Origin of the sequence: Rhizobium sp. SRDI969, assembly GCF_025152725.1 — a bacterium.
Lineage (GTDB): Bacteria > Pseudomonadota > Alphaproteobacteria > Rhizobiales > Rhizobiaceae > Rhizobium > Rhizobium leguminosarum_I.
The window spans coordinates 164,800-186,429 of sequence record NZ_CP104037.1; the positions used below are offsets into that span (position 1 = coordinate 164,800).

The 21,630-nt window shown below is 62.1% G+C and carries 18 protein-coding genes; 10 read left to right on the plus strand and 8 right to left on the minus strand.

The features are described from left to right. The first annotated feature begins 8 nt into the window (after window positions 1-8). The 3 genes from N2A41_RS27950 (at window position 9) to N2A41_RS27960 (ending at window position 3,824) form a co-directional block, all read left to right on the plus strand. Complete coding sequence (locus N2A41_RS27950) at window positions 9-1,103, plus strand: pyridoxal-phosphate-dependent aminotransferase family protein (RefSeq protein WP_260111741.1); 1,095 nt, start codon at window positions 9-11, stop codon at window positions 1,101-1,103. 72 nt (window positions 1,104-1,175) lie between these two features. Then, the gene (locus N2A41_RS27955) at window positions 1,176-2,039 is read left to right on the plus strand and encodes a glycerophosphodiester phosphodiesterase (protein ID WP_260111742.1); all 864 of its coding nucleotides are present in this window, start codon (window positions 1,176-1,178) and stop codon (window positions 2,037-2,039) included. A 129-nt stretch (window positions 2,040-2,168) separates the two neighbouring features. Continuing rightward, window positions 2,169-3,824: a GGDEF domain-containing protein gene (locus N2A41_RS27960; protein ID WP_260111743.1), complete on the plus strand. Its 1,656-nt coding sequence runs from the start codon at window positions 2,169-2,171 to the stop codon at window positions 3,822-3,824. A gap of 47 nt (window positions 3,825-3,871) precedes the next feature. Here N2A41_RS27960 and N2A41_RS27965 read toward each other — a convergent pair whose 3' ends face one another. From N2A41_RS27965 to N2A41_RS27995, 7 genes are all read right to left on the minus strand, one after another. Beyond that, window positions 3,872-4,681, minus strand: coding sequence for an inositol monophosphatase family protein (locus tag N2A41_RS27965; RefSeq protein ID WP_222281206.1), 810 nt, complete (start codon window positions 4,679-4,681; stop codon window positions 3,872-3,874). Continuing rightward, complete coding sequence (locus N2A41_RS27970) at window positions 4,681-5,685, minus strand: LacI family DNA-binding transcriptional regulator (RefSeq protein WP_260111744.1); 1,005 nt, start codon at window positions 5,683-5,685, stop codon at window positions 4,681-4,683. Before N2A41_RS27970 ends, N2A41_RS27965 begins: the two co-directional genes overlap by 1 nt. Further along, window positions 5,669-6,448, minus strand: coding sequence for a glycerophosphodiester phosphodiesterase (locus N2A41_RS27975; RefSeq protein WP_260111745.1), 780 nt, complete (start codon window positions 6,446-6,448; stop codon window positions 5,669-5,671). The genes N2A41_RS27970 and N2A41_RS27975 overlap by 17 nt, the downstream gene beginning before the upstream one ends. Further along, the gene (locus tag N2A41_RS27980; protein WP_017969233.1) at window positions 6,448-7,503 is read right to left on the minus strand and encodes an ABC transporter ATP-binding protein; all 1,056 of its coding nucleotides are present in this window, start codon (window positions 7,501-7,503) and stop codon (window positions 6,448-6,450) included. Before N2A41_RS27980 ends, N2A41_RS27975 begins: the two co-directional genes overlap by 1 nt. Then, a complete protein-coding gene (locus tag N2A41_RS27985) occupies window positions 7,503-8,345 on the minus strand; it encodes a carbohydrate ABC transporter permease (protein ID WP_026154681.1) in 843 nt (280 codons plus the stop codon). The genes N2A41_RS27980 and N2A41_RS27985 overlap by 1 nt, the downstream gene beginning before the upstream one ends. Window positions 8,346-8,347: 2 nt before the next feature. After that, window positions 8,348-9,649: a carbohydrate ABC transporter permease gene (locus N2A41_RS27990; protein ID WP_260111746.1), complete on the minus strand. Its 1,302-nt coding sequence runs from the start codon at window positions 9,647-9,649 to the stop codon at window positions 8,348-8,350. Between the two features lie 177 nt (window positions 9,650-9,826). Continuing rightward, window positions 9,827-11,173 (minus strand): extracellular solute-binding protein, encoded by a 1,347-nt coding sequence (locus N2A41_RS27995; protein ID WP_260111747.1) that lies wholly within the window; start codon window positions 11,171-11,173, stop codon window positions 9,827-9,829. Window positions 11,174-12,200: 1,027 nt separating this feature from the next. Here N2A41_RS27995 and N2A41_RS28000 point away from each other — a divergent pair. Beyond that, window positions 12,201-12,659, plus strand: coding sequence for a YbaK/EbsC family protein (locus tag N2A41_RS28000; protein WP_222386049.1), 459 nt, complete (start codon window positions 12,201-12,203; stop codon window positions 12,657-12,659). An 84-nt stretch (window positions 12,660-12,743) separates the two neighbouring features. Continuing rightward, complete coding sequence (locus N2A41_RS28005; RefSeq protein ID WP_260111748.1) at window positions 12,744-13,736, plus strand: Tim44 domain-containing protein; 993 nt, start codon at window positions 12,744-12,746, stop codon at window positions 13,734-13,736. Window positions 13,737-13,763: 27 nt separating this feature from the next. On the opposite strand, the gene N2A41_RS28010 is transcribed toward N2A41_RS28005, so the two are convergent. Beyond that, entirely contained in the window at window positions 13,764-14,795 is a 1,032-nt protein-coding gene (locus N2A41_RS28010; protein ID WP_260111749.1) for a hydroxyacid dehydrogenase, read from the minus strand. A gap of 278 nt (window positions 14,796-15,073) precedes the next feature. On the opposite strand from N2A41_RS28010, the gene N2A41_RS28015 reads away from it, so the two are divergent. From N2A41_RS28015 to N2A41_RS28035, 5 genes are all read left to right on the plus strand, one after another. Beyond that, window positions 15,074-15,673 carry a HupE/UreJ family protein gene (locus N2A41_RS28015; protein ID WP_260111750.1) on the plus strand — a complete coding sequence of 200 codons (600 nt, stop codon included), beginning with the start codon at window positions 15,074-15,076 and terminating at the stop codon, window positions 15,671-15,673. A gap of 290 nt (window positions 15,674-15,963) precedes the next feature. Beyond that, window positions 15,964-16,542: a GbsR/MarR family transcriptional regulator gene (locus N2A41_RS28020; RefSeq protein ID WP_222386053.1), complete on the plus strand. Its 579-nt coding sequence runs from the start codon at window positions 15,964-15,966 to the stop codon at window positions 16,540-16,542. Window positions 16,543-16,546: 4 nt separating this feature from the next. Then, window positions 16,547-18,283 (plus strand): thiol reductant ABC exporter subunit CydD, encoded by a 1,737-nt coding sequence (gene cydD / locus N2A41_RS28025; RefSeq protein ID WP_260111751.1) that lies wholly within the window; start codon window positions 16,547-16,549, stop codon window positions 18,281-18,283. Next, window positions 18,280-19,971, plus strand: coding sequence for an amino acid ABC transporter ATP-binding/permease protein (locus N2A41_RS28030; protein ID WP_260111752.1), 1,692 nt, complete (start codon window positions 18,280-18,282; stop codon window positions 19,969-19,971). Before cydD ends, N2A41_RS28030 begins: the two co-directional genes overlap by 4 nt. A gap of 74 nt (window positions 19,972-20,045) precedes the next feature. After that, a complete protein-coding gene (locus N2A41_RS28035) occupies window positions 20,046-21,626 on the plus strand; it encodes a cytochrome ubiquinol oxidase subunit I (RefSeq protein WP_260111753.1) in 1,581 nt (526 codons plus the stop codon). Window positions 21,627-21,630 lie beyond the last annotated feature (4 nt).

The window sequence follows — 21,630 nt, forward strand, 5'->3', positions numbered from 1 at the left end:
AAGTATCCATGCCCGATCTTGGTTGGAATCCCCTGCATGGCGTGCCCTCCTATCCCGCGGAGCGCTACGCCGTCCTCGCCGACAGGATCGGCGGCATATTGCACAGCCGCAACGATATATTGCTGGTGCAGGCAGAAGCGGTGGTGGCGCTCGAGGCGGCGGCGGTGAGCCTTGCGCGCCCTGGCCTGACAGCATTCAACATCGTCACCAGCTCCTATGGCGGCTGGTTCGGTCAATGGCTGCGGCGGGGTGGCGCGGCGGTTGCCGATATCGTCGCCGAACCGGGCCTGCCGATCGAGATCGAAACAGTCGCCAAAGCGCTCCAGACGGGTCCGAAGATCGACGTGCTCGCGCTGGTTCATGCCGAATCCGCGAGCGGCATTCTCAACCCCCTGCCGGAAATAGTGGCGCTTGCGCGTGCCCGCGGCGTCGTCACCGTCGTCGATGCGGTCGCCTCTGTGGGTGGCCATCAGCTCAATGTCGACGATCTCGGCATCGACATCGCCGTGATCGGCCCGCAGAAAGCGCTCGGCGGGCCGGCCGGTCTGTCCGCACTCTCGGTCAGCGGCCGCGCCTGGGATCTCATTCTCAGAGATGGCGCCGCGCGCGATTCGATATTGTCGTTGGCGGATCAGAAGTCATGGGTCGACGGCGGCCGGCGTGGCCTGCCGGGAACACCGGCGCCGCTGGAATTCTTCGCGCTGGAGGCGGCGCTCGACCGCATCGAGGCTGAAGGCCTGGAAAATGTCGTCGCCCGCCATGCGCTGGCGGCATCGGCGACACGCGCCGGGCTTGCCGCACTCGGAGCCCCGGCTTGGGTACCGGCAGTAAAAGCGTCGAACCTGGTCACGGCCGTGCTGCTGCCGGAGGCGCTGGCGCCTGCTGCGCTGATCGCAACTGCTGGGCGGCTCGGGGTTGAGCTGACCGAAGGCGTCGGAACCGCGCCGGTCCGTCTCGTGCGGCTGAACCACACGGGTTCGCGCGCCACATTCCAGACGGTGCTGTCGAATGTCGTGGCGTGTGGCGCCGCCCTCAGGCAGGCAGGCCAACCCTCGGATATACCAGCCGCTTCGGAGGCAATATCCGCAGCCTACAGTCAATGAAAGCCATACTCGGCCCTTGATAATCATGGTTCATCAAGGCAGGAGAGTAGCAATCGCGGAGACTTGGTGCAGATGACAAGATTACTGGATGCGCAGGGCCTGGAGATCTCACATGAGGGGCACCGCACCCGCCTGAAATGGCACCGGTTGCGCAAGCGGTTTGCCGATCCGTTGTTCTCAGCCGAGGTGATGACGGAGGGATTTTCAGCAGGCGCCTCGATGGAGCTCGATCTGCGCGTACGTGCCGACGGCGGTTTCGTCGTGCTGCACGACAACGAACTCGAAGGCGAGACGACAGGACATGGACCGGTCGCCGAAAAGAGCATCGGCGATCTCCGCAATATCAACATGCAAGAGGGCGACCGGCCGCTGATCCTCAGCGAGGATCTGGCTGCCATGATGCAATCGACGCATCCAGCCGCATTGCTGCAATTCGACATGAAGGACGACTACGAAGCCATCGGTGCCAGGGGCGTCGCGCATCTGGCAACGCATTTTAGGGATATCGCCGCCTCGGTGATCGTCAGCGCCGACAGTCTGGATCTCATCGTCGCGGTCAAGGAAAAACTTCCCCACCTCCTGCGCGGGATCGATTGTACAGACAAGCTCTACAATATCGGGCAGGCCCGAGGCTGGAAGGCGGTCGAGACGGAACTGCGCGCCGACCTCAGCGGCCCGACCGAGCCGGACACGATCTATCTCCACTGGCCGCTGATCCTGGATGCCGCCAATCAAGGCCTTGACTTGATCGCGCTCTGCCGGGATGAAGGCAAACGCGTCGATGCCTGGACCTTCACCCTGAAGGATCCGGAAGCCGGTTTCAGCGAACAGGAATGGCAAAGCTTTTCGGCGCTGATGGCTCTGAAGCCGGATCAGATCACCACCGACGAGGCGCCGGCGACCGAACGTGCCTGGCGCCGTCGCATGGCGGATTAACCGGCGGACATTGGAGCATGATGCCGAAAGGTGTGAGAGGCTTTCGAGACCCTGATTCTAGGTTTGTCGCCTGTTTTTTGCAGTTTGCATCATTTTAAACTTCTAGTGCTATCCGTAGCCAGCAGGCAAATGTTGGTGTCCGATATGCAAGGTGTTGATGCCGAAACAAATACTCGACAAGCAAATTCCAGCTTACAGGAAGCGTGGCATCTTGGGTGTACAGGCCGTTCGCTTGAGGCACTCACACTGGCCGGCGAAATCCTTGTTGATGCCGAGGCGCGGGGCGACGATCGCCTCGCCGTGCAATGCGACACCGACATTGCCTGGTACTGTTTTCAAATCGGCAAGGCCGAACTTGGACTGATGCATATCCGGCGGGCGGTAGACTTCTGGAAATTGAACGGGGAGCGCAAACAGGAAGCCTGCGCCCGGGCGTATTTCGGATGGTTGCTCTTGGAACTGGGATTGCCGGAGGAAGCGATCGAAGAAGCGACCCGAGCGTTGGATCTGGCCGACAAGACCGCAGACCCGAAAGCACAAAGCCTGGCGACCAACGTCATTGGAATTATCTTCTGGTACAACAAGCAGCCCGACCGGGCCATCTTGATGAGCGAGAGGTCCGTCGCACTCGCCAGATCGATCGGCAACAAGACCTATGAAGGCTGGTGGCTCATCAATCTCGGCGGCGCTCATTCGGAAGCCGGATATATCGCGGAGGCGCTCGGTCGGCCTGAGGAAGGACGCCAGATGCTGGTGAGAGCGCTGGAACTGACCAAACTGGCGCTCGACATGGCAATCGAGACCGGCGACAGCTGGGCGGCTCGCATCTGTCTCGGCAATAAAGCCGAGTTCCACAGTCACCTGGGCGAACATGACGAGGCGCTCCAGTGCATGGTCCGCTACCGGCTATACCAAGAGAACAGCTATATCAGGGACAGGCAGCAATATCTCTACACCCTGGGCCAGATCTACAACAATTCCGGAAAATTCGAAGAAGCCCTGTCGCCGCTGCTCGAGGCGATGGAGCTGATCGACACAGGCGGTAGTTTCGATTCCTGTATCCTGATCTATCTCTATCTGTCGCAGGCCTATGAGGGGCTGGGACAGTTCGATCCGGCGCTGGCGGCGCATAAAAAATACCACCAAGCCTATTTGCGCAATAGTGCCGAAAAAACCCAGCAGCGCGCACGTCTCGCCGAAATCTACTATGAAACCAGGCGGTTTAAAGAAGTTGCCGAAACGGAGTCGAAGCGCGCAGAAACTCTGGAGGCCTCCTATCAGAAATTGCAGGAGCAAACCGATATCCTTGCCAGTGCCGTCTATCTGGACGTACTGACCGGGCTCTATAACCGCAAATATCTCGACAGCCGCTTCAAAGAGTTGACATCTGAGAAGCGCCCATATTCCATCGCAATGCTGGATGTCGACCACTTTAAGTCGATCAACGATAACTTCTCTCATATGATCGGCGACCGGGTCCTGGGTGCCATTGGAACTATATTGCGCAGCCAGTTGCGCATTACCGATCAGGCAATTCGCTTTGGCGGCGAGGAGTTCGTCGTCCTGTTCGCCGGCGCTCCCCGAGGCGCCGCAGATCTCTGTGAGAGGCTGCGTTCAGCCATTGAACGATGGGAATGGTCTGAGATCTGCAACGGGCTGCACGTCACGATCAGCATAGGTCTCGCCAGTACCCTGTCTGCCAAGTCTCCGAACGAGGTTTTGGCGATCGCCGATCATAATCTTTATGCGGCGAAAAAGACCGGTCGCAATCGCGTTGTTTGGTAGCCCTCGCAGTTCTCCAATCAGGTGTCGCGTCTGTGGTAATGGTGTGTCTATAACCCCTCGATGTCGAGGATAAAGGCGAATTCGCCGGCAAGCCCCGGCGAGTGGGCGATGACAGGCCCGCCCTGCGCAAGCAGCCTGTCGACCGACGGCATCGCCACCATCGCGCCGGCCTCTTCGGCGATCAGCGCGCCGGCGAGCATGTCCCAGGCATTGAGATGGCGTTCGTAATAAAGGTCGGCAGCACCCTCGGCAACGCGAACGAGGTCGATGGCGGCAGCACCCATGCGGCGATAATCCATGCCCCGTTCATGGAGCCGCCGCGAGAGCGCGAGATGGTCGTCGAAGCTCGTCTTGCGGGAATGGCCGAGAATGACAAGGGCATTGGCCGGATCGACGGTCGCAGCCGCATGGACCGGAATCCCGTCCTTGAAGGCGCCACCGCCGCGCACGGCGTGAAAGACCTTGTCTCCGGCGGCGTCGTAGACCACGCCGATCTCCACCTTTTCGCCGATGACGAAGGCGATCGAGACGCCCCAGTGCCGGAAGCCCCGGATATAGTTGGTCGTGCCGTCGATCGGATCGACGACCCAGGTGCCGCCCTTACCCGATCGTCCGCCGCTCTCTTCGCCCATGAACGTATCATTGGGAAAGCGCGAGAGCAGGCCGTCGCGGATTGCCTGCTCGGCCCTCCTGTCGGCGATGGTGACGAAATCCTGCAATCCCTTGTTCTCGACGGTAAGCGAGCCGGAGTCGGAATCGTGCCGAAACCGGGCGGTTTCCCGCCCGACTTCGAGAGCAACGGTGATCGCGACCTCCGCCCGTGCGCGGATGGCGGCGGGATCGAATGCGGCATTCATCAGGCAGTCCTTCTTCTGATCAGTGTCACTGGCGTAAATTCGACACGCGCCGTCAGGTCCGGCTCGACAATCCGGCTCATCAGCAGGTCGACCGTCTTTTCGGCCTGGACGTCGCAGGGTTGGCGGATGGTCGTGAGATCGTAGGCGGTCCAGCTCGCCTGAGGAATGTCGTCATGGCCGATGATGGAGAGCGGCGGCGCATCATCGCGGCCGCGACCCTGCATGACCCGGTCGATGACGCCGCAGGCCATGTAATCATTGGCGCAAAACAGTCCGTCGATGCCGGATGCGGCAAGTTCAGCAGCCGCATCATAGCCGCTTCGGTAGTCGTTGATCCTGACCTGCACGAACTCGGCCTCGACGCCGAGCTGCTTGCATCGCGCGATGAAGGCCTCGCTGCGTCGCCGCGCCGTATAGGATATGGCAGGGGCGGCCATCACGGCGGGCCTTTGCACGCCGCTGCCGATCAGGTGGGTTGCGGCGAGATGGCCGGCCATACAATCATCGGAGATGATGCGGTCTACGAAGGGGATGTCGTTGCCCTTGTTAATCAGCACGATCGGCACGCCCTCGGCCGCGCATTGCTCGCAGATCTCGGTCGGCGGGGCATCCGAGGTGACGATAACGCCTGATACGGCGTAATGCAGCAGTTGGCCGATGACCGTCGAAGTATCGGCCTCCGGCGAGGTTGGCAGCAGGATGGGGCGGAAATTGCGGGCGAGCAGCGCTCTTGCCAGATTCTCGATCTGCAGCGTGCGGAACGGATTGTCGAGGCCGGCAGCGATGAGGCCGACGAGATCGGAGCGTTTGTTGGTCAGGCTTCGGGCAAGATAGTTCACCCGGTAGCCGAGTTCCTTGGCGGCTTGGTAGACCTTTTCGCGCGTCTTCGGCGAGACGCTGGCATCCGGCGTGAAGGCACGCGACACGGCAGCGCGCGAGACGCCGGCCACGCGCGCCACGTCGAAGGAGGTTACCTTGCGCGGTCCCTTATCCTTGTCTGCCAACTGCTTTTTCCCTGCCTGCCGGTGGCCGCATCAGATCGGGCAGATCCGTGCAGATGCCGAGAACCGGAAGTTTCATGATATCAGCGAGGATGGCGGCCCGTTCCTCGTGCCAAAGCACGATCTCGCGGCCTTCCTCGAAGGCGCGACGCATCAACGCGTCGGTCACCAGATCCTGCGGACGCTCGCCTGCCCTCTCCCAGCAAAGATGCAGGATATCGGCGCCGGCCTCGTCGCCGATCGCATGCGGATCGTGGCCGACACGGATCAGCACGGAAAGCGGAAAATCGCAGGCGGCGTCGCGGAGTTCGCGCACCTGCGCCGTATCGAAGGAACCGAGACAGGCAAAACGCTGGTTCATCTCGGCAAGGTGCTGCCAGCAAAGCAAGCCGGTTCCGGGCGCTTTGAGTTCGACGTAGAGACCGGTTCCGGTCTGGCTGCCAAGAGCGGCCACCTCCGAAAAACTCGGCACGTCGACGCCGTCGAGCCCTGCAAGCTCCGTAGCCGTCATCTCGGAAATGCGGCGGTCGACGCCGAAGACGCGCTCGAGGTGGTCGTCATGCGAGACGACGACCACGCCGTCCTTGGTCAACTGCGTGTCGAGCTCCCACATCTCAGCCCCGAGTTCGGCGGCGCGGCGGAAGGCGGTGATGGTGTTTTCACGTTCATGGCCGCTGGCGCCGCGATGGCCGATGCAGAAGGGAGGCTGGCCCTTGCCCGGCGGCCAGCCGTAACGCTCGAAAAATGCCGAGAAATCGCGGGGCATTAGAGCCTCCTGCCGTTTTCGTCGAAGACGAAGACGCCGCGGCTGTCGATCGCCCAGCGGACGTCGTCGCCGACGTGGATATCACTGCGTACCGGCTGGATGGAGCGCAGCAGTGGTCCGCCGGCAAGAGCCACGTCGTAGAGGTTCTCACGGCCCTGCGTTTCGGCAAAGGTGACCTTGCCCGGCACGGCGATGTCGCCTGCCGGCGTGAAATGCTCGGGCCGGACGCCGAGTATCAGCTTCGTGCCCTCGGCGGCACCGACGGTATCGGGCAGCGGCACGCGGATCTCGCTTTGCGGGATTGTGAAGGCGCCCTTGTCCGCGACGCCGCGCAGGAAGGTGATCGGCGGATTGCCGAGAAAGCCGGCGACGAAGGCGGTCCTCGGATCATTGTACATTTCGGCCGGCGTGGCGACCTGGACGATCTCGCCTTCCTTCATGATGGCGATGCGGTCGCACATGCTCATCGCCTCCACCTGGTCGTGGGTAACGAGAATGGCGGTGATGCCGGTTTCGCGCTGCAGGCGGCGGATTTCCGATCGCATTTCGAGGCGCAGCTTGGCGTCGAGGTTTGCGAGTGGCTCGTCGAGCAGCAGGACATCGGGCTTGCGGATCAGCGCGCGCGCCAGGGCCACGCGCTGCTGCTGGCCGCCGGAAAGCTCGGCCGGCCTGCGGCCCATCAGGTTACCGATCTGAACGAGGGCGGCGATACGGTCGACCTCCTTGCGGATCTCGGCGGCCGGCATGCCCTTCACTTTCAGCGGAAAGCCGATGTTCTCGGTAACCGTCATGTGCGGATAGAGCGCATAGGACTGGAAGACGACGCCGACATTGCGAGCCTGGCTCGGCAGGTCGGTGACGTCGCGGTCGCCGAAGAGGATGCGTCCGCCGCTTGGCCGATGGATGCCGCAGACGGAAAACAGCGTCGTCGATTTGCCGCAGCCGGAAGGGCCGAGCAGCGCCAGCATCTCGCCGTTGCCGACTTCGAGCGTCATGTTCTCGATGACCTTGGTGGAGCCGAAGCTCTTCGAAAAATTGTCGAGGAGGATGCGCATCAGCCTTTGCTCCCGCCGCCGTAGATGTTCATGAGGTATTTGTTGAAGAGTGCGTAAACGATCAGCACCGGAACGAGGTAGAAGACGCCGACTGCTTTGAACATGTTGAAGTCATAATTGTTGTCATCGGCCAGGAAGGCAGCGAGATAGACCGAGAGCACCTGCACCTGATTACCAGGCGCCAGCACCTGCGGCAGGATGAACTCGCCCCAGCCGGAGAGAAAAGAGAAGAGGCCGAGGGCCATGATGCCGGGCTTGACCTGCGGCAGCACGAGGCTGCGCCAGACCCGGAAGCGCGAGGCGCCGTCGACGACGCCGGCCATCTCGATTTCCCAGGGTACGGTGTCGTAAAAGCCCTTCATCAACCAAATGCCGAGCGGCAGGTCGATCGCCGCCTTTACCAGAATGACGCCGATCAGTGAATTGTAGAGGCCGATCATCTGCAGCACGATGAAGATAGCGATGATCAGCGTCACTGAGGGGAAGGCATGCAGCACCATGACGCCGGCGAGGAAGAAGCCGCGCGCCGGGACGTTCAGCCGTGACAGCACGTAGCCCGCCATCGACGAGACGATAAGCACGAGGCTGGTGGTGCAGGCAGCAAAGAGCAGCGTATTCACAGTCACCTGCCAGATGTTCGCCTTGCCCTCCGTCGTCTGCCAGAGGAAGCGCCAGTGGTCGAGCGTCAAGCCCGAAGGCAGCAGCGCGTCCGCCTGCTTGACGGTCACGGTGTCGAGGAAGAGATAGACATACATCAGGAGCAGCGGCAGGCTGACGATGGTCAGCGCCGTTATGACAGGCCAGCTGCGGTAATTTGCCGAGGGCTGCGATCGTTCGGCCATGGTCAATCCTCGATCAAGGGCTTGGCGACAAGCGTGCCGTAGTTGAAGACGCGCAGATAGAGCAGCGACAGCACCACGCCGATGACGACGAGCACCAGCGCCATGGCCGCGCCCAGGCCGTATTCGAGATTGCCGGCATAGTTTCTGAGCGCAGTGTGATAGGCGGAGAGCGCCCAGACCTCGGTCGCGTTGCCCGGTCCGCCATTGGTGGCAAGCAGGATTTCATTGAAGGAGGCAAGCAGCGACAAGGTCTGATAGCAGGTGACGAAGAGGATCGGCCAACGCATCTGCGGCAGGATGATGTAGCGGATCTGCTGCCAGCGCGAGGCGCCATCGACCTCGCTCGCATAGAACTGGCTCTTCGGAATGGCCTTCATCGCCGAGGAGAAGACCAGCATGCCCATCGAAGCGCCGATGAAGCCGTTGATCAGCACGACGAAGAACCAGGCGTTATAGGCGTTGTCGAGAAGATAGTTCTTCGGCGGATAGCCGAACTTGCCCATCAGGATCGAAATGAAGCCCGTGTCCCAGGCAAGCCACTTCCATAGCATGACGTAGATGACGACGGGGGTGATGCGCGGCAGGAGCCAGATGCCGCGGAAGATCGAGGCTGGCGTCGGCGGCATGTAATGCGTCCAGATGGCCAGCAGCAGCGCATAGCCGACATTGAACAGCATCAGCACCAGCGCGACGTAGAGCACGGTATTCAAGAGCACGCGCGCCATGTCGGGCGAGGTGGTCATGCGCGAAAAATTGTCGGTCGTCCAAACCCAACCGGTATAAGTGGCCTTGGCAACCGTTTCCTTCTGCTCGGGTGTCAGTTTGAAACCCAGACTGTCCAGCGCCGAAAAGAGCTGCTGCTTGCTGTCGAAGCGGGTGTTGAGGACGGAGCGGTTGAACTGTTCGGAAATCTGCTTGACGTCGCGCGTCGAAGGCCGGTCGGCAAGATCCTTGAGCATGCGCTCGACGTCGCGGCGTGCGGTGAACACCTCACCTGCATGTTTGGCGCGCAATTCCGCGGCAATCCCCGGCGCAAGCCCGAGACCTTCGACAGCCTTGATCCCCGCCTCGTCGATCGTGTAGCGCGGCTCGGCCATCTCGGCGGCGATATCGGGCAGCGCCGATTTCAGCGCGATCAGAGAATTCGGCGCGATCTGGTAGACGCCGCCCGAAATACCGGTCGCCGTCGTCATGCTGGTCATCGAAAACACAGCCGTCAGAACGACCGGCATCAGAAAGAAGAGGATGATCATGATCGCGGCGGGCGCGATCATTACCAGTCCGAGCGTTCTGGACGATTTCATGGAAGCCCCCTCGTCGCGGACCGACCGGGCGGCGCTGCCGCCGCCCGGAAGAGTGCTTCGATCCCAGAGCATGATGCCGAAAAGTGTGAGCGGTTTTCGGACGACATCCTGCTCTAACCATTTAATTTAAAACAAGATTTCAGATTCAAGGCCGAGCCGGCCTGGAATCATCCTGTTCTAGCGGATGACGATCTTGTCTCCGAGCGTGCTCTTCAGCTCGCTCTCTGCATCACTGACCGCGGCGTCTACGGTCTTGGCGCCGGTCCAGGATGCCTCGAGGTTCTTCCACATGATGTTCCAATATTTGCCGAAATCGGAATTGTTCGGCATCGCATTGGCATGCGGCAGCAGGCGCTCGGTGGCTTCACGGGTCCAGCGGTCGGCCGAGTAGAAGTCGACCGTCGATTCCGACTTGGAGATGCCGAGATGGGCTGATTTGACCGCATGCAGCGCGTTGGTGCGCGGCTCGGAGGCGATCTTGACCAGCTGGGCGGCGATCTCGGTGTCTTCCTGGTCGTGACCCGCGGTCAGCAGGTAGACGAGCGGATGGGTCAGCGTGTTGGCCTTGCCGCCTTCGCCGGCGGGGATCAGCGTGAAGATCACGTTGCCGAAGAAATCCTTCAGGCCTTCCTGGTTGACGAGGCGGGCATAGTGCCAGGTGCCGCCGTCCCAAATGCCGGCTTTGCCGGTGGCGACTTCCTTCCACCACTGGTCGCCCGGCATGCCGATGTGGTTCTTCTTGGTGACGCCTGCCTTCACGGCATCGGCGAAGAACTGATAGGTGCGGGTCATCGCCGCCTTATCGAAAACGAGCTTGCCGCCTTCTTCCATCGTACCGCCGAAGCTGGTGTAGAACTGCCAGTAATCAGGGCCGTTGCTCGTACGCGGATAAAAGCCGTAGCCGGCCTGGACGAGACCCTTGTCCTGCATCTTCTTGGCGTCCTCGAGCAGGTTCTTCATGGTGTACTTGCCGTCCTGGACGTTCTGCGGCAGCGCATCCAGATCGGCATCGCTGTAACCGATCGCCTTCATGTAAGGCTTCCAGAAGAACATCGGGCGGGATTCAGCGTCCTGCGGGATACCGTAGACGGTGCCGTTATAGGACGCGATCTTCAACAGGTTTTCATAGATGTCGCTGAGCGGCCATGAGTCGAGATCGACATAATCTTCGATCGGAACGATGAGGCCCGCCTGCGACCAAGGCGCGATGTCTTCATGGCCGCTGACGACGATATTCGGAGCGGTCTTGGCTTCGGCGGCAAGGGTCAGCGCCTGCTTGAAGTCCTCCCAGGCCGAATAGGGCTTCTTCTCGACGGTGATCTTCAGGTCTTCGCCCTTGAGAGCAGCTTCGCGCTGCAGTTGCTGGGCTGCGATCTCGATGGCATCGAGGCGATAAACGTCGTTCGGGCCGGTGCCGCCGGCCCAGACGCTGATGTGAACGTCCTTGGCGAATGCAATTGCGGAGGTCGAGGCCAGGATGGCGGCTGCGACGGCAAGCGATTTCAGTGTCGGCAAAATGGTCATCTTCTTCGTCTCCCTAGAAGAGCAGTGTGAGGCCTCTTGACGGGTCAGCACTGCTGATGATGACCGCTCCGAAACCCCACGAAAACGTGGCGTATCCCGCTCTAGGGGTTGAACGTAACGGCCGAATGACAAAATTGAGCACGTGTGCAAAATTATTATGACGATGTTCTCGACGTGGTCAATTGCCGATGCAAAGATCAGTTCAGCTGAAAGTGGAATTCGACATCGACAGCGCTGAGGTGAAGTCCGTCGCAACAGCGGCCTTGCCACAATGGCACCCCCAGCCTCAAAGCCGGACATTCCGCTCTTGCCTGTCTTTTGTCGATCGGCTAATAATTGCGCCGGAGCAATTTCAAGAATGGAGGCGTGCAATGACAGATATTTCCTCGTCCAACGCCTCTTTGGCATAGGCTTCCGAAGCTCCTTACCCTCGATTCAATCCGAGACCTTTCAAGCTTCACCATCCGAAGACGGCACCCGTTTCGCATGCAGCGCCCGGGCGCGGCAACGTCCGCGCGCCATGGCGCTGCGATCTTCAGGTTTGAGAGAAGGGCGGTTCAGAATTCTGACCGCAATTGATCATGAACAATCAGCACGCCGGCGAGAGCCTGGCGAAATCCATGAGCGAGCTTTGCTCGCGATTTAGCTTTCGAGAGATTCTCGTCGCAAGCATCATTGCCCGATGGAGACGTCGTCGCATGGTGAGCAGCCTCGACTCTTTTCCATCATGGCTGCGCCGGGACCTCGCTCTGTCCGATGAATAGATCGACGCCTCGCTCATGTTGTCGGAGAATATCCGGCCGGGATGGTTTCAAGGCAAATCATCCCGGCCGGCTTGCCGCCGTGAAGGCACCAGGCTTCTGACTATGCCATCACGGATCTCTACAGGGCCAAGAGGTCCATCTTCCAAACGCAATTCGCCACGCTTTGATTGAAACGCCTGGAACTTTGAGTTACGGAATCATCCTTGGTGTTTTGCATCCATCGCATCCCGCATCTTCCGATCATCATTTTGCACATCCGTTCCATGAGCCTTGAATCCGTCCGCGCCTACTTCCGCGCCCATGCACCCGATATCGAAATCATCGAAACCGCCGAGAGCTCCTCGACGGTGGCGCTTGCCGCCGAAGCCCACGGCGTTGAACCCGCGCAGATCGCCAAGACGATTTGCCTGCGCGTCGGCGAGCAGATGATGCTGGTCGTAGCCGGCGGTACGGCAAGGCTCGACAATCGCAAATTCAAGGACACCTTTGGCGCCAAGGGGCGCATGCTCGGCGCCGAAGAGGTCGTGGCGATCACAAGCCATCCGGTCGGCGGCGTCTGCCCCTTCGGCCTGCCTTCGCCGCTGCCCATCTATTGCGACATCTCGCTGAAACGCTTCGATGAAGTCGTGCCGGCGGCCGGCTCGACGAACTCGGCCGTGCGGATCAAAACTGGGCGGTTGGCCGAGCTGACCGGCGCCAGTTGGGTCGACGTCTGCCAGTAACGCAGCCGAAGAACTTCACACGGGGGAAAGACTACCTATATTAGGTCCCGACATGCCGTGATTGTGCATGACAGGAGATCAGGAATGCCGAGTGCCGTTTCGCGTTTTGCCAAGATCGCGGCAATTGCCGCACTGACGAGCGCCACCGTTTTTGCTTCCCTCGACGATGCCGAGGCGCGCCGCGCCGGCAGCTTCGGTTTCGGAAGCCGCGGCACGCGCACCTTTCAGGCGCCGCCTGTCACCCGCACCGCACCTGCCCCCACAGCGCCGATCGAACGGTCGATGACGCCGCGTCCGCAGACGACGGCACCTGCTACCGCTCAGCAGCCTTTCGGCGCTCAGCGCCCCGGTTTCTTCGGCGGCTTCGGCCGCTCGATGATCGGCGGCCTGATTGCCGGTGGCCTTCTCGGCATGCTGCTCGGCCACGGTTTCGGCGGCGGCTTCGGCTTCCTCGGCATGTTGCTGCAGATCGCATTGATCGGCGGCGCCGTCATGCTCGCCATGCGTTATTTCGCCAACCGCCGCCAGCCTTCCTACGGCGTTGGCGGCCAGAGCCAGTCCTATAGCATGCCGCCGACGAATAAGTCGTCCTTCCAGATCCCGGCGATCGGGTCGGGCAGCGGTTTCGGCGGGCCGCGCGGCAATCGGCCGAGCGACGAGATCGGGCTGACGCAGGCCGATCTCGATCAGTTCGAGAAACTGCTGACCCAAGTGCAGACCGCTTACGGTGCCGAGGATTACGGAACGTTGCGCCGGCTGACGACGCCCGAGGCGATGTCCTATCTTGCCGAGGAACTCGGCGAAAACGCCACCAACGGCGTGCGCAACCGCGTCTCCGACGTTAAGCTGCTGCAGGGCGATATCGCCGAGGCCTGGCGGGAAGACGGTCAGGAATACGCGACGCTCGCCATGCGTTATTCCTCGGTTGACGCCATGGTCGAACGCGACAGCGGCCGCGTCGTTTCCGGCGACGACCGCCGTCCGAGTGAAAGCACCGAGGTTTGGACCTTCGTGCGCAAGTCTGGCGCCGACTGGAAGCTTGCCGCGATCCAGGGTGCCGAGCAGCGCGCCGCCTGAGGCGGCGCGTCACGTTGGCATTCTGTTCTAATTCACTTCGACCGGTTTGGAACGCATGCGGGAAACCGTCTCGCGTTCCGCCCGTTTGCAGCGCATCGGCGGCAAGCCGCGATCCATCAGGTCCATGTCTTCGAGCACCATGTCGCCCATCTTCTTGAAGGCGCTGTCGAGGGCGCCAGCCCGATGCGCCGAGCGGATGAAGCCTTTCAGGCTTCGCACCGGATGGTCAGTCGGCAACGGTTCCTGGGGGTAGACATCGCTCGCGGCGACGATGTGGCCTGACGAGACGGCCGCCATCAGCGCATCGAAATCGACGACATCGGCGCGGCTGAGCAGGATGAAGGCCGCGCCTTTGCGCATGCTGGCGAAAGCCTCAGTGCCGAGAAATTTGCTGTTTTCGCTGGTGACGGCGGCGGCGACGAAGACGAAATCGCTCTTTGTCAGGACGTCCTGAAGGCTTGCGGGCTCGACGCCGTTTTCATCGAGGATCGAGCGGGGCAGCCAGGGATCGAACACCCTGATCCGCGCCCTGAAGCCAGACAGGACCCGGCGCAGCGCTTTGCCGAGATCGCCGAAGCCGACGATGCCAATCTCGGAGCCGGCGATCAGCCGCGCGCTTGCATTCCCCTCGCCGCCCCAGAGTTCCGTGCCATGGCGGAAAGCGACATCCGCGTCGACGATGCCGCGCGCTAGGGCCAGCGCGAAACCGAGGCCGATTTCGGCGACCGGCTCGGCAAAGACCTGGCCTGTCGTCACCACATGGATGCCGCGCTGGAAGAGCACCTCATAGGGCATGTTGTTGAGAAGATTGCTTTCGACGTTGAGGATCGCGCGCAAGGCCGGCATTCTGGCCAGCGTTTCGGCCGAAAGCGGCGGCTGGCCGATGATGTAGCGCGCGCTTCCGAGGATCTCGTCGCCGAGCCCGGTGACATTCACGGGATCGGCCTCGACGATCTCGTATTTCGTATGCAGTTCGGCGCGCGCCTCGTCGCTGAAAATCAGTTCGAGCGTACGCGGCTCGGGCGCGCTGATCGCCAGCGGCCGTTCGGTATTCGTCATGGGTGTCTCCTCCATCGCAGCGATTTGCACCGTCTCCGCTGGACGACTGATAAACCCTGTGGGGAACGGTTTCCAGTTCGATCTTGAGTCGCGGGGCGCTGGCAGAAGCTAACGAAAGCGGCATCTGCCCATCAGATAAGCACTTGAATTGGCTTGATATTCCATGGAGTTTTCGTTGACGGCCCCAATTCTTTGAACTAGCGTGATCTGTGCGACTTGGAACCATGCCGGTGTTCGGCGGCCGCAGGATATTCGAAAACTCACGAGGGGAATGAGCAATGAAATCAGCAATCAAGAGCGGCCTGCTTGCCTTGGCTGCCGCAGCGCTTCCAGCGGTCGCCTCCGCCCACCCCGCGATCGGCGAGGCTGCCGGCTTCAGCCATGGCTTTGCCCATCCGATGTCTGGCCTCGATCACGTCCTTGCCATGGTGATGGTCGGTGTTTTCGCATTTCAGCACGGTGGCCGCGCCACATGGCTCGTGCCGACGACCTTCGTCCTAGTGATGGCGCTCGGCGGTGCCCTCGGCGTTGCCGGCATTGCTGTTCCCTTCGTTGAAATCGGCATCGCGTTTTCCGTCGTCGTCCTCGGCGCCGTCGTCGCGCTCAACGTCAAGGCGCCGCTGGCCGCAGCACTTGGTGTCATCGGCGTCTTCGCCATCTTCCACGGTCACGCACATGGCGCCGAAATGCCGGAAAATGCCGCCGGCGCCGCCTATGCCGCCGGCTTTTTGATCGCAACCGCACTGCTGCACTTCGCCGGCCTTGCGCTTGGTTACGTCATCGGCCGCGCCGGTGAACGTCAGGGCGTTTTCGTGACGCGCACGGCCGGTGGCATTGCCACCATATCAGGTATCGGCCTTCTGGCCGGCTTGATCTGAGCCTGACGGCATTTCTGAACAAAAACCAGGCGGCGGCCTAGATATCTCAATCCGACAGAACGCCCGGCATGCGTAACGCATCGCCGGGCGTTTTTGCGTCGTCGCTGCAAAGCGCTACGGATTTGATCCAAGTCAAATTCAGCCACGTCGCGTCCGGCTACATCTAGCCAAGGATCAACGAAGGAACATCCAAATTGACGCAGGCCAGCCTTGCCGATTGCCGGAGGAACACGAAGGTCAGTATAGTGATTTCAGAAATTTCTGAAATCACAGACGCAACGGAAACGACCATGAACCTTCCGCCTCTCGTCCAGTCCTTCGTTCTCCATTTCGGCGAAATGGGATCGCGCTGGGGAATCAACCGCACGGTCGGTCAGATCTATGCCCTGCTCTTCGTTTCGCCAGCACCCGTCTGTGCCGAGGAGATCGCCGATTCTCTCGGCATCTCACGCTCGAATGTGTCGATGAGCCTGCGCGAGTTGCAGGCCTGGAACCTCGTCATCCTGAAACACAAGCCTGACGATCGCCGCGATTTCTTCACCACGCCTGATGATGTCTGGTACATTTTGCGGACGCTCGCAGAGGAACGGAAGAAGCGCGAAGTCGATCCGACGCTGTCTGTCTTACGCGAAATCCTGATGCAGCGGCCGGCCAGCGACGCCGAGCGCTATGCGCAGGAGCGCATGGGTGAGATGCACACGCTGATCGAGCAGCTGACGCATTGGTATGAAGATGTAAAACAACTTGAAACAGAAAGGCTTGCAACGCTACTCTCTTTGGGCGCGAAAGTGACGAAGCTTCTGGAGGCCAAGGACCGGGTGGTTTCGCTCGGCCGCAGCCGCCGGCCGAATCCTGCGAACAAGAGTTAGCGCCATGGGCACTGCTTTTTTCGACGCAAGAGACAGATCAGAGGCTCGGCCCCGGAATGGTGGTGCCGTTTCGCCCGGCCGTGACACAGCGAAAAGCGGGCTGCGCAGGGCGGCGATGCTGCAGGCGCTGGCCGCCGCTTTCTGGATTCCACAGGCGGCATTGCTGGCCGTCTCGGTGGGCCGCATCGCCGATGGCGGCGGATTGCGTGGCGTCCTCTGGACCGCCTTCGGCATCCTTCTTCTCGGGATCGCAAAAAGCTGTCTCGACGCGGCGGGCGGGCGCCTGGCCTTTCATGCCGCACGCACCGAGCTCAGCCGCAGGCGGCAGATCGCCGTCATGGCGCTTTCCACATCGTCGCCGATCGATCGCGACCGGCCAGCCTCCGGCAAAGCCGCAAGCGTTCTTGGCGAACAGGCCGAACTGATCGTGCCCTACCTCTCCCGTTTCCAGCCGGCACGCATGAAGGCGAGCCTCGTGCCGCTCATCATTCTTGCCTTCATCCTGCCGGTCTCCTGGATCGCCGCGCTGGTTCTGCTGTTTGCCGCGCCGCTGATCCCGATCTTCATGGCCCTGATCGGCTGGCGCGCTCAAGCGGCCAGCGAAAGGCAACTCGTCGCGACCGGCGGCCTCAACGGCTTCCTGCTCGATCGGCTGCGCGGACTGGCGACCATCCGTGCGCTCGACGCAGTCGATGGAACGGCACTGCGCCTGCGGTCGGAGGCGGAGTCGCTGCGTGTGCGCACCATGGCTGTGCTGAAGATCGCCTTTCTGTCCTCGGCGGTGCTTGAGCTTTTCGCCGCGCTCGGCGTGGCGATGATTGCCGTCTATGTCGGCTTCAGCCTGCTCGGCGAGATCCGCTTCGGCACTTGGGTAGGTCGGCTCGACCTGACCGAGGGACTGTTCATCCTGCTGCTCGCACCTGCCTTCTTCGAGCCTCTTCGCGAACTCTCGGCCGTCTGGCATGATCGAGCGGCGGGCGAAGCGGCGCTGAAGGCCCTGGACACCCTCGCTGCCGGCGGCCTGTCCATTCGAGGAGCAGTCGATGTCGCGCCAGCGGTCTCTGCCGTCGCCGAGGCGCCGGCCATCCGTCTTGAGAATGTCGATTTCCGCTACGCCGCCACTGAACAGTTGATCCTCGACGATTTCAACCTCGATATCGCGGCCGGCGAACATCTGGCGCTTCTTGGCGCCAGCGGTTCCGGCAAGTCGACGCTTCTTTCGCTGATTTCAGGACTGGCGCCCTGCACCGCTGGCCGCATCGTCATCGGCGGCATCGAACTTGCGGAAGACAGCGCCCACGCCTTGCGCGCCAGCATGGTATGGATCGGCCAGAGACCGCATATTTTCGCAGGCACCATCGCCGGCAATATCACGCTCGGCAGGCCCGGTCTCCTGCGCAGCGACGTGACGGAAGCGCTCGACGCCGCCAGGCTCGGAAAAGTCGCCGCCGCCTATGGCAACCGGCCGCTCGGCGAAGGCGGGATCGGGCTTTCCGGCGGGGAGGCGCTGCGGCTTGCGATCGCGCGGGCAGCCTGCAATCCGCATCTCCGAATCATCCTGGCCGACGAGCCGACCGCGCATCTCGACGCAGCCACCGCCGCCGAGGTGACCGACAGCCTGCTTTCGCTCGCCAGGGGCCGCACTTTGCTCGTTGCGACCCACGATCCGCTGCTTGCCGCCCGCATGCATCGCGCCATGCGCATCGATGCCGACATCGTTATGAGGGAGGCCGCCGAATGAGCGGATTTGCTGCAGACCTCAAGCCGATCCTGCGTCTGTTCCTTGCCGAGCGCCGGCGTGCGCTGCTGCTTGGCGCAGCACTTTCGGCAGCGACGGTGACAGCCGGCATCGCCCTGCTTGGCCTGTCCGGCTGGTTCATCACCGCCACCTCGCTCGCCGGGCTTTCGGCCGCTGCCGCCATCACCTTCGACGTCTTTGCGCCCTCAGCCGGCATTCGCCTGCTCGCCATCATCCGTACGGCCGCGCGCTACGGCGAAAGGCTGGCGACCCATGACGCAACGCTCGGCGTGCTCGCCGCCCTGCGCGAAAGGCTGTTTCGCGGCTTTGCCGAACCGGGTGCGGCTCGCACGCTGTTGCATCGTCCCGCAAAGCTGCTTTTCCGGCTGACGGCCGATATCGATGCGCTCGATTCCCTCTACCTGCGCATCCTCGTGCCGGCTGCAGTCGCGATCGGTGCAGCCCTGGCGGCAAGCGTCGTGCTGGGTCTGATGCATCCCCTGTTCGGTCTGTGCTTCGGCCTTTTTCTCGCCGGTGCCGGCCTCGGCCTGCCGCTGACCGCCGGGCGGGCGGCGCGCAAACATGCCCGCCGACGTGCCCATGGCATCGAGGCGCTGCGGTCGCGGACGATCGATCTCGTTGCCGGCCAGACCGATCTGGTGATGGCCGGCCGCCTTGCCGCGCAGACAGGTACCATCGCTGCGGCCGACGCCTACTCGGCCCTCGCCGACGACCGGCTGAACCGTGTCGAAACCGGCCTGACATTCGGCTTCGGCCTTGTCTCGACCCTGCTGCTGACGGCATCGCTGCTTGCCGTTGCGGCGCTTGCGGAAACGAAGGTGATTCCCGCTCCTGTCGCCGCACTCGGCCTGCTCGTCGCCTTTGCGGCAGTCGAACCCTTCGCAGCTCTCCGCCGCGGCGCGCTTGAACTTGGGCGGACGCTGCTTGCGGCAAAGCGTATCGCGCCGCGGCTTGCCGTCGCGGCGGCACCCGAACCATTGGCAGTGCCGTTGCCGGGATGCGCCTTTTCGCTGGCGAAGGTGTCAGCCTTCCATGAAAACTCCGCCGTGCCGGCGCTCGAGGATATCGAACTCACGCTTCAACCGGGCGAACGCCTCGCCGTCATCGGTAGCAGCGGCGCCGGCAAGTCGAGCCTGCTTGCCCTCCTTTCCGGGGAATTGCCGGCAAGGACGGGAAGCGTTGCCGCGATGGCGGCGACGCTGCTGACACAACGGACGGAGCTTTTCGAGGACAGCCTGCGCGGCAACCTGCTCCTTGCAAACCCGGACGCGAACGAGGCCCATCTTCGCGAAGCGCTCGCCGCCGCCGGGCTGCTTGCCGATATCGAGGCCATGCCGGGGGGGACCGATACCCCGCTCGGCGAAGGCGGGCTCGGCCTTTCCGGTGGCCAGTCGCGCCGGCTGGCGCTTGCCCGGCTCTTCTTGCGCGACACGCCGCTCTGGCTGCTCGACGAGCCGACCGAGGGCCTCGATGGTGTCACCGCCCGCGACGTGCTCGCCCGTCTTTCCGCGATGGCGGCGGGCCGCTCGCTGGTGATCGCCACGCATATCCGCCGCGAGGCTGCGATTGCCGACCGCATCGCCGTCATCGAAGGCGGTCACATCACAGAAATTTCGCGCCGCGGAGAGGCGGCGTTCGAAAAGGCGCTCGACCGGCTTCGGCCGGACTGAGCGAGACCGCATGCCCTGAGCGCTGATCGGCGCTGAGGAACGCTTGTATCCCGTGGGACCGTGGGAGAAAGACAATGGAACTAGATATCGTAGCACTTTCGCGCTTCCAATTTGCGCTGACGGCGCTTTACCACTTTCTGTTCGTGCCCTTGACGCTCGGCCTGTCCGTGCTCTTGGCGATCATGGAAACCGTTTATGTCATGACCGGCCGCCAGATCTGGCGGCAGATGACGAAATTCTGGGGCACGCTGTTCGGCATCAATTTCGTGATCGGCGTCGCCACCGGCATCGTCATGGAATTCCAGTTCGGCATGAACTGGAGCTATTACAGCTATTATGTCGGCGACATCTTCGGAGCGCCGCTGGCGATCGAAGGCCTGATGGCCTTCTTCCTCGAGGCGACCTTCGTCGGGCTGTTCTTCTTCGGCTGGGACAAGCTGTCGAAGGTCGGCCATCTGGTCGCCACCTGGGCGGTGGCGCTCGGCTCGAACTTTTCCGCGCTCTGGATCCTGATCGCCAATGGCTGGATGCAGAACCCCGTCGGCTCGGCGCTCAATCCCCAGACGATGCGCATGGAGATCACAAGCTTCTTCGATGTGGTCTTCAACCCGGTTGCCCAGGCGAAATTCGTTCATACGGTGTCGGCAGGTTATGTCTGCGCCTCGATCTTCGTGCTCGGCGTTTCTGCCTGGTATATCCTCAAAGGCCGGCATCTCGAACTTGCCAAGCGCTCGATGACGGTCGCCGCCTCCTTCGGCCTCGCCTCGGCTCTATCAGTCGTCGTGCTTGGCGACGAGAGCGGTTATCTCGCGACCGAGAACCAGAAGATGAAGCTCGCGGCAATCGAGGGCATGTGGAAGACGGAACCGGCACCGGCGGCCTTCACCGCCTTTGGCTTCCCCGACCAGGAGGCGCGCGAAACGCATTTTGCCGTGCACATTCCCTGGGTCATGGGCCTGATCGGCACGCGCTCGCTGACGACCGAAATCCCCGGTATCGACAAGCTCGAACAGCAGGCCGAAATCCGGATCCGCGATGGCATCAAGGCTTACGACGCGCTGCTGAAGATCCGTTCGGCACCGACACAGGACCAGATTGCGCAGGAAGTGCGCAGCTCCTTCGAGGATCTCGGCCACGATCTCGGTTACGCTCTTCTGCTGAAGCGTTACGTCGACGATCCGCGCCAGGCGACCGACGAGCAGATCGTTCAGGCCGCACGTGATACCATCCCGCACGTGCCGACGCTCTTCTGGTCCTTCCGCATCATGGTTGGCCTCGGTATCTTTTTCATCCTGCTGACCACCACCTTCTTCTGGCTGTCGGCGCGCCGCCATCTCGACAAATATCCGCTGCTTCTGAAGGTTGCCGTGCTGGCGATCCCGCTGCCCTGGGTTGCCATCGAACTCGGCTGGGTCGTCGCCGAGTTTGGCCGCCAGCCCTGGGTGATCGAAGGCGTTCTGCCGACAGCCACTGCCGTCTCCAGCCTCGGCGCAGGCACCGTGCTTCTGACCATCATCGGTTTTGCTGCACTCTACACGACGCTGATCGTCATCGAGATGGGCCTGATGATCAAGGCGATCAAGCAAGGGCCGGAGCCGGACGACGAGCCGGAAGCGGTTCTGATTTCCGAAACCCTCGTCCCGGCCGCGGAGTGACCTG